Here is a 1,021-nt window from a genome sequence, read left to right on the forward strand (position 1 = left end):
TACAGCAGATTGCAGGTTTATAGATGACAGTAACAGCATTTAGTAAACCAGTTTTTTAAATGTTGAGGATTTATTAAATCTAGTGCGACGGCAATTAAGGTATCAATCATTTTTGTGGTAGCTGGAGAAAACTTACGCAGAAAAGACTTAAGTTGTGACCACCATAATTCAATGGGATTAAAATCGGGAGAATACGGTGATAAGTTAATAATACTTGCACCAACTGCTTCAATCATAGGTGCAATAGAAGCCATTTTATGTGCTGGCAGATTATCCATTACTACTACCGCTCCTACCCAAAGTTCCGGCACTAAAAACTTTTCTATAAACACTTCAAATGCTTTGCCATCCATTGAGTCATTCATCGTCATTAGTGCCAACACTTTTTTAATACTAATAGCTCCAATTGCTGTGATTTTCGCACCCCGATAAAATGGTTTTAAATCAGATACTCTCGTACCGTGAGGTGAGCGAGCATAATTTCTAGTCAAACCGAGTAAAACCCCCATTTCATCAAGAAAAACCAGGTTCTCGGGAGCTATATTCTTCACGTTTTCCCAGTATTCTCCTCTTAATTTTTGCACCCGGTCTGTTGCCGCTTGACTACTGAGTAGTGTCTTTTTTTTTTGAGTTAGTCCCAGCCTTTTTAATTCTCGGCACATGGTACTAGGACTTACCCATTGCCCGTACATATTACCCCAATATTCACAATATTCTGACAACGTGCTATCTGGATATTTTTCTACCAGCTCACAGAGTTGGCTTGAGTATCTATTCAACTCACTTTTGAGACTTCCACCTTGACGGAGGGGTTGAATATCTCCTGTAATTTGTTTGCGTTTTAGTAGTCGCTCGACAAAAGATTTACTAACATCAAATCTAGCAGCTAGTTTTCTAATTGATGTGTTGCCCTGCTCGTAGGCTTTGACTACTTTTTCTCGAAGTTCGATTGGTAATGGTTTCATTACTGCTACTGCTATACTTATTTTAAGTGTACTCTATTTACCTGCAATCTGCTGTA

1 protein-coding gene is annotated in these 1,021 nt (G+C 38.6%); it reads right to left on the reverse strand.

The window, feature by feature from the left end; translation table 11 throughout:
- Positions 1-17: 17 nt before the first annotated feature.
- Positions 18-965, reverse strand: a complete 948-nt coding sequence (locus QUA13_RS32620) for an IS630 family transposase (protein ID WP_333205258.1) — start codon at positions 963-965, stop codon at positions 18-20.
- Between the last annotated feature and the right edge of the window lie 56 nt (positions 966-1,021).

This window comes from Microcoleus sp. S28C3 (assembly GCF_036700785.1).
Classification (GTDB): domain Bacteria; phylum Cyanobacteriota; class Cyanobacteriia; order Cyanobacteriales; family Microcoleaceae; genus Microcoleus; species Microcoleus asticus.